This window comes from Streptomyces sp. NPDC088157 (assembly GCF_044741545.1).
GTDB lineage: Bacteria > Actinomycetota > Actinomycetes > Streptomycetales > Streptomycetaceae > Streptomyces.
On the sequence record NZ_JBIUSU010000019.1, the window covers coordinates 48,170 to 55,192 of the forward strand.

General features: G+C 74.4%; 5 protein-coding genes. 1 reads left to right on the forward strand and 4 read right to left on the reverse strand.

The window, feature by feature from the left end:
* Nucleotides 1–264 precede the first annotated feature (264 nt).
* From ACIPFH_RS42460 to ACIPFH_RS42475, 4 genes are read right to left on the reverse strand one after another with little or no spacing between them, the layout of a single operon-like run.
* The gene (locus ACIPFH_RS42460) at nt 265–1,197 is read right to left on the reverse strand and encodes an LD-carboxypeptidase (RefSeq protein WP_401835381.1); all 933 of its coding nucleotides are present in this window, start codon (nt 1,195–1,197) and stop codon (nt 265–267) included.
* Nucleotides 1,194–3,329 carry a S9 family peptidase gene (locus ACIPFH_RS42465; RefSeq protein ID WP_401835383.1) on the reverse strand — a complete coding sequence of 712 codons (2,136 nt, stop codon included), beginning with the start codon at nt 3,327–3,329 and terminating at the stop codon, nt 1,194–1,196. Before ACIPFH_RS42465 ends, ACIPFH_RS42460 begins: the two co-directional genes overlap by 4 nt.
* Nucleotides 3,330–3,345: 16 nt before the next feature.
* The gene (locus ACIPFH_RS42470; protein ID WP_401835385.1) at nt 3,346–4,650 is read right to left on the reverse strand and encodes a M20/M25/M40 family metallo-hydrolase; all 1,305 of its coding nucleotides are present in this window, start codon (nt 4,648–4,650) and stop codon (nt 3,346–3,348) included.
* Nucleotides 4,643–5,476 carry a M55 family metallopeptidase gene (locus tag ACIPFH_RS42475; protein WP_401835388.1) on the reverse strand — a complete coding sequence of 278 codons (834 nt, stop codon included), beginning with the start codon at nt 5,474–5,476 and terminating at the stop codon, nt 4,643–4,645. The genes ACIPFH_RS42470 and ACIPFH_RS42475 overlap by 8 nt, the downstream gene beginning before the upstream one ends.
* Before the next feature lie 322 nt (nt 5,477–5,798).
* Between ACIPFH_RS42475 and ACIPFH_RS42480 the strand changes: the two genes are divergently transcribed.
* Nucleotides 5,799–6,887, forward strand: coding sequence for a sigma-70 family RNA polymerase sigma factor (locus ACIPFH_RS42480; protein ID WP_401835391.1), 1,089 nt, complete (start codon nt 5,799–5,801; stop codon nt 6,885–6,887).
* Nucleotides 6,888–7,023 lie beyond the last annotated feature (136 nt).

Below are 7,023 nucleotides of genomic sequence, written 5' to 3' on the forward strand. Positions count from 1 at the left end.
GCGCCGCACTCACGCACGGTGAGGCGCGCCCGACGGGTGAGGCACACCCTCCGGCCGGTGCGGACGGGCACCGGTTCAGACCGCGCGCGTCAACGCGGGGAAGCGGTCGGCGCGGGGGCCGGGAGCAGCACAGGGCGGCGGTCAGCACAGGGCCGGAGTGTCTGCGCGGGGCCGGGAAGCAGCGCCGGGCGGGGACTGCGCAGGACCGACGGTCAGCACAGGGCGAGGGGTACCCAGGACCACGGTCAGCGCAGGACCGCGGGGTCAGCGCAGGGCCGGGGTGTCGAGGGTCAGTGTGCCCTCGTCGGCGTCGAGTACGGCGGGCACGCCGAAGGGGACGGTCAGCGCCCCTTCGCAGTGACCGAATCCGAGCTCCTCGACGACGGGGACGCCGAGGCCGCCGAGCCGGTCGACGAGGACCGGACGCAGCTCCTCGTAGGGGCCGCACCCGTCCCAGGAGCCGAGCGCGACGCCCGCGACACCCTCCAGCCATCCGGTGCGCAGCAGTTGGGTGAGCGCCCGGTCGACGGCGTACGGCGCCTCCCCCACATCCTCGATCAGGAGCAGCCCGCCACGGGCGCCGGCGCGGGTGTGCGGGGTGCCGTAGCCGGTGGCCAGCAGCGTCAGACAGCCGCCCAGAGTGACGCCACGCGCCCGGCCCGGCGCCAGGGCGGTGCCGGTGGAGCGGTCGGAGCCGATCGTCCGGACGGTCTCCGGGGCGAACAGGGTGGCCCTGAGATGCTCCTGAGCGCGGGCGTTCTTGATGAAGTCGATGCCCGCGGCCACCGGCCCGTACAGCGTGACCAGGCCCAGCCGGACGGCGAACGCCTCGTGCAGGGTGGTGGCGTCGCTGAAGCCGACGAACACCTTCGGCCCGGCCGCCCGCATCGCGTCCCAGTCGAGCAGGTCGACGACGCGCTGGGCGCCGTAGCCGCCGCGCGCGCACAGCACGGCGTCGACGCCCGGATCGCACCAGGCCCGCTGGAGGTCGGCGGCCCGGTCGGCGTCGGTGCCCGCGAGGTGCGGCAGCCGGCCGTGCCGGTCCAGTACGTGGGGGGCGACCACCGGGTCGAGGTCCCAGCCGCGCAACAGGTCGAGGCCGGCCTGCAGCCGCTCCTCCGCCACCGGCCCGCTGGGCGCGACGACCGCGACCCGGGCGCCGGGCGCGAGCCTGGACGGCCGCACGAGTTCCTTCACTGCACGAGCTCCAACGTCGGGATTCCGGGCGGGCACAGCCCGAAAACCTGAGCGTACAGCGAGAGCTCGGCCTCCAGGGCGCGCACCGTCGTGGACGCCCGGCGGAACCCGTGCCCCTCACCCTCGAACGCGAGATACGCGCGCGGCACCGGCCGCCCGGCCAGCCGGGCCAGGAACCGCTCGCACTGGGCGGGCGGGCAGATCACGTCGTCCAGCCCCTGGAGCAGCAGGAACGGCACGGTGATCCGGTCGGCGTGCTCGATCGGGGAGCGTTCCGCGTACCGGGCGGGCACCTCGGCGAGTGGCCCGACGACACTGTCCGGGTAGCGCGACTCGAAGTCGTGCGTCTCGCCCGTGGCCCAGCCCACGAGGTCAAGGACGGGGTAGCGGATCGTGCCGCAGGCGTAGACGTCGGTGCGGGCCAGCGAGGCGGCGGCGGTCCAGCCGCCCGCGCTGCCGCCGCGGACGGCCAGCCGTCGGCGGTCGGCGGCGCCCTCGTCGGCGAGCGCCAGGGCGACGGCCGCGCAGTCCTCGACGTCCACCACCCCCCACTGCTCGCGCAGCCGCTCCCGGTACTCCCGCCCGTATCCGGTCGACCCGCCGTAGTCGACCTCGGCGACCCCGATGCCCCGGGAGGTGAAGTAGGCGATCTCCAGGTCCAGTACGAGCGGGGCGCGATCGGTGGGCCCGCCGTGCGCCCACACGACGTAGGGCGGCAGTTCATCGCCGGGGGCCACGTGTCCCGGGTGGTGGGGCGGATAGACGTGTGCGTGGATGTCACGGCCGTCGGGACCGGTGAAGGTACGGATCCGGGGCTCGGGGTAGTGGGCCGGGTCCACGGGGTCCTCGTGGGCGGCTCCGATCACCCGCGCCCGGCCGGTCCTGACGTCCAGCTCCACCACTTCGTAGGCGCTGCGCGGACCGGCCGCGACGGCGACGACACGGTCGCCCCGGACCGCGAGGGTGGGCGCGCACTCCGTCCACGGTCCGGCAGCGTCGACGAGCTCCCCGGTCTCCGGGTCGAGGACCCCGAGCACGGTGGCCCCCCGGCCGTGCACGACGGCGACGAGGCCGTTCTCCAGCGGCGCGAACCAGCGCTGCCCGAGTTTCCACAGGGCGCTGCCGAACTCCTCCTCGCGGGGGCAGAGGGGCTGGTGATCGCGGTACAGGTTCCACCAGCCACTGCGGTCGCTTGCATACAGCAGGCAGTCACTCGCGGACTGCTCTCCGTCGCCCGCCGGCCGTCCACCCTCGGACATCGGCTGTCCACCGTCGCCCGTCGGCCTTCGACCGCCGCCCGGTGACCTTGGATCGTCGCCCGTCGGCCTTCGACCGCCGTCCGGTGACCGTCGGCCATAGCCCGTCGACCGCATCCAGTCGACCTGCGCGATCGACTCCCCCGGGCCGCCGGCCACCACCCGGGCGTCGCTCAGGTCGCCCTCGCTCGTGACGTCGGCGGCGACCACCTCCGTCCCCTCCCAGGGCATCAGCGGATGGTCCCAGGCCAGCCAGGCGGCCCGGCGACCGTCGGACGAGAGCCGGGCCCCGGTGACGAAGCGGCGCCGGTCGTCGGTGAGTTCACGCACGGCGGTACGGTCGTCGGCGGCCGAGCCGTCCAGCGGTACCGCGGCCAGCAGCCGGCGCACGTCGGTCGGCCCCTCGCCCGTGAACTCCTCCAGCACGCACCACACCTCGCCCCGCTCCAGCAGCAACTGCGGCTCCACCCAGCGCAGTCCGCCGCCCACGGGCGAGACAGGGGTGAGCGGGCGTGGCGCACCGCCGGACTCGGGTTCGGAGCCGGGCTCCGACTCCGGTTCGCACACGTACAGCCGCTGGTCGGCGAAGTGCACGAACACCACGAGGAGCCGGCCGTCGTGCACGGCAGCGGCCCACGGGTGTCCGCCGTATTCGACGACCCGGCTGCGGACGTTCCAGGGCGCCGGCAGGACGGACTCCTCCGTGCCGTCCGGGCGCCGCCGGACGAGGGTGCGGCGGCCGTGCTCGGCGGGTCGGGGCGCGGTCCACCACACCTCGTCGCCGACGAAGCCGACGTACTCGGGGCGCCCGTCATGCGTGGCCGCGAGGGTGGCGTCGATGGGTGAGGGCCAGGAACCGTACGGCAGAACCTGCACGTTCTCCCCCGCTCGCCTATGCCGTCCGCAGGAACCGGTCGAGCACGCGGACGCCGAAGTGCAGCGCGTCCACGGGGACCCGTTCGTCGACGCCGTGGAAGAGGGCCTGGTAGTCGAAGCCCTCCGGGAGCTTCAGCGGTGCGAAGCCGTAGCCGGTGATGCCGAGCCGCGAGAACTGCTTGGCGTCCGTGCCGCCGGACATGCAGTACGGCACCACGTGCCCCTCGGGTGCGAACTCCTCGACGGCGGCGCGCATGCGGGCGTAGAGGGGGGCGTCCACAGGTGCTTCGAGGGCGACTTCGCGGTGGTGGAACTCCCAGTCGACGTCGGGGCCGGTGAGCTGGTCCAGCGTCGTGCGGAACTCGCCCTCGCCGCCCGGGAGATAGCGCCCGTCGACGTACGCGACGGCCTCTCCCGGGATCACGTTGACCTTGTAACCGGCTTCCAGCATCGTCGGGTTGGCGCTGTTGCGTACGGTCGCCTCCACCAGGGCGGCCGCCGGGCCGAGCTTCGCCAGCAGGTTGTCCACGTCGTGGAGGTCGGGGTCGATGCCGTACAGCGCGGCGAGTTCGGTGAGGGCGGCACGGACGGTCGGGGTGAGCCGCAGGGGCCATTCGTGCTCGCCGATGCGCGTGACGGCCGCCGCCAGCCGGGTCACCGCGTTGTCCCGGTTGACCTTGGAGCCGTGTCCCGCGCGCCCGCGTGCGGTGAGCTTCAGCCAGCCGGTGCCGCGTTCGCCCGCCGCGATGGGGTAGATCTCGCGTCCGGCGCCGTCGTGGAAGGTGAACGCCCCGGATTCGCCGATGGCCTCGGCGCAGCCCTCGAACAGCCCCGGATGCCGGTCGGCGAGGAACCCGGCACCGTCTTCGGCGTTGGCCTCCTCGTCGGCGGTGAAGGCGATGACGAGGTCGCGCCGGGGCCGGACGCCCTGCCGGGCCCAGGACCGCAGCACGGCCAGGATCATCGCGTCCATGTTCTTCATGTCGACGGCGCCGCGCCCCCACACGACCCCGTCGCGCACCTCGCCGGAGAACGGGTGGACGCTCCAGTCGGCGGCCTCGGCGGGGACGACGTCCAGGTGACCGTGGACGAGCAGCGCGTCCGCGGCCGGGTCGGTGCCCTCGATCCGGCCGACGACGTTGGTTCGCCCCGGGGTGCGTTCGAGGAGTGTCGGTTCGATGCCCGCCTCGGCGAGCAGCGCGGCCGCGTACTCGGCGGCGGGCCGTTCCCGGCAGTCGCCGCCGCCCCGGTTGGTGGTGTCGATGCGGATGAGATCGGAGGTGAACCGGACCACCTCGTCGCGCGCCTGCGCGTCAGCCATACTGCTCCTCGATCGCGGCCGAGACGATCGTGGTGACCGCCTTGAAGGTACGGATGCCCTCGTACATGGTGCCGCTGGTGTACGCGATCTTCCGCTCGCCGATGCGGGCGACGCCGGGTACGACGGTGGCCGCCATGGCGAGATGCTCGGCGTCGAACTCCACGGCGACGGTGAACGGCCCGCCGCGCGACGGTTCCTGACGGGCCGCCAGTCGCGTCGCCTCCTTCGCCGCCGCCCGGATGTCGGCGGCGGTGCGGGCCGGCGTGCGGCACACGGCCGCGTACCGGGAGACGTGGTCCTTGACCGCGACCTTCAGCGCCTCGGGCGCGTACCCGAGGGCGTCCTCGCATGCGACGTCGTCACCGGTGACGAGGACGACCGGCACACCGTACTCGGCGACGACGTGCGCGTTGAGCAGCCCCTCGCTGGCCCGTACGTCGTTCAGCCAGACACCGGTGAGGGAGTTGGCGAGGTAGGTGTGGGCGAGGACGCCTTCCATGCCGGCGCCCCCGTGGTAGCCGACGAACGCGATGCCGTCGATGTCTCCGTGCTGGACGCCCTCCACCATGGAGAGGGACTTGTGCCGGCCGGTGAGCATCTCCACCCGCTCGTCGAGCTGCTCGAGGAGCAGGTTGCGCATGGTCGAGTGGGCCTCGTTGACCAGGACCTCGTCCGCGCCGCCGTCGAAGAAGCCCAGCACCGCGGCGTTGACGTCCGAGGTGAACATCGACCGGCACCGCTCCCACTGCGGCGTCCCCGGCAGCACGTCGGCCGGCCAGGTGACGCCGGTGGCGCCCTCCATGTCGGCGCTGATGAGGATCTTCACGTCCGGCCCCCGTCCTCTCAAGGAGATCCGAGCCTATCGGTCCGCACCCCGATTCCCCGGGGAGCGACTCCGCTCGTACGGGCGCTTCCGGCACAGCGGCGACGGCCTCGCCCACCGCCCGGAATATACCCCTGGAGGGTACCTTCGTCACGGCGGATGCCCCATACCCCCGGCAGTCCTTCGGCCTCCCCGCCGCCCGTGCCGGCGCACAACCGCCCGCCCCGGCACGCCCCTTTTTCGCGAAGAGGTGCGGCCGGCCCCGTGCGTGTGGTGATCTGCGCGCACGAGCCCGCACCGCAGTGACACGAACGGGGACCCGGTCATGACCACGCACACCACCCTGCCACCGGAGCGCTTCGAGGCCGACCGGCCTCATCTGCGCGCCGTCGCCTACCGCATGCTCGGCTCGCTCGGCGAGGCGGAGGACGCCGTACAGGAGACCTGGCTCAGGGCGGCCCGGGCGGACGTGGGTGATGTGGAGAACCTCAGCGGCTGGCTGACGACGGTCGTGAGCCGGGTGTGCCTGAACATGCTCCGCTCCCGCGGAACGCGGCCGGAGGTGCCGCTCGACGCCCAGGTGACCGAGCCGGCCGCCGGGGCGCGGGAGGGCGGCGACCCGGAGGAGGAGGCGCTGCTCGCCGACTCGGTGGGAGTGGCGCTCCTGGTCGTCCTGGACACGCTCGCCCCGGCCGAGCGGCTGGCGTTCGTGCTGCACGACCTGTTCGCGGTGCCGTTCGACGACATCGCCCCGATGATCGAGCGCACGCCGGCCACGACGCGGCAACTGGCCAGCCGGGCCCGCCGCCGCGTCAGGGGCGGCGGGCCCGGCGCCCCGGGCACTTCCGGAGCCTCTGGCACCTCGGCGGCTCTCGGCACTCCGAACACGTCCGGCACTCCGGAATCCGGCGGACCGGGGCCCGCCGCATCGGTGTCCGCCGCCGACCGGGCCCGGCAACGCCGGGTCGCCGGCGCGTTCCTGGCCGCTGCCCGCGGCGGCGACTTCGAGGCGCTGCTCGCGCTGCTGCACCCGGACGTGGTCCTCACCGCCGACCGTTTCGTCGTCCCGACGCCCGCGCCCGTCGCGGTCAGCGGTGCGCGGTCCGTGGCCGAGGGCGCGATGGCGGCGACCGGCCGGGCCCGCTTCACCGGCCTCGCCCTGCTCGACGGCCGGGTCGGCCTCGCGATGGCGCCGCACGGCAGGCTGCGGCTGGTCCTGATGTTCACGATCGCCGAGGACGGGATCACCGGGATCGACGTGGTGGCGGACCGGGAGCGGCTGGACGGCATCGAGGTGGCGGTCGTCGACCCCACCGGGGCCGGGCCGACCGGGGACGAGCGGACCGGGGCCGGGCCGATCTCGGTGTCCATGCCCTCGTGGGCCGGGGACGCGTCCACCAAGGCTGACGACTGACAAACGGGTGGGGGGGGGGGGGGGGTGGGGGCGCCCCCCCCCCCCCCCCCCGCACCAAAACCCCCCCCCCCCCCCCCCCCCCCCGGGGGGCGCGCCCCCCCCCGGGCCCCGCCGGGGGGCGCCCCCCCGGGCCCCC

What these genes read in the sequence shown, in the direction of transcription:
- ACIPFH_RS42470 (WP_401835385.1), bottom strand. Translation starts at nt 4,650, where the DNA reads ATGGCTGACGCGCAGGCGCGCGACGAGGTGGTCCGGTTCACCTCCGAT.
- ACIPFH_RS42480 (WP_401835391.1), top strand. Translation starts at nt 5,799, where the DNA reads ATGACCACGCACACCACCCTGCCACCGGAGCGCTTCGAGGCCGACCGG.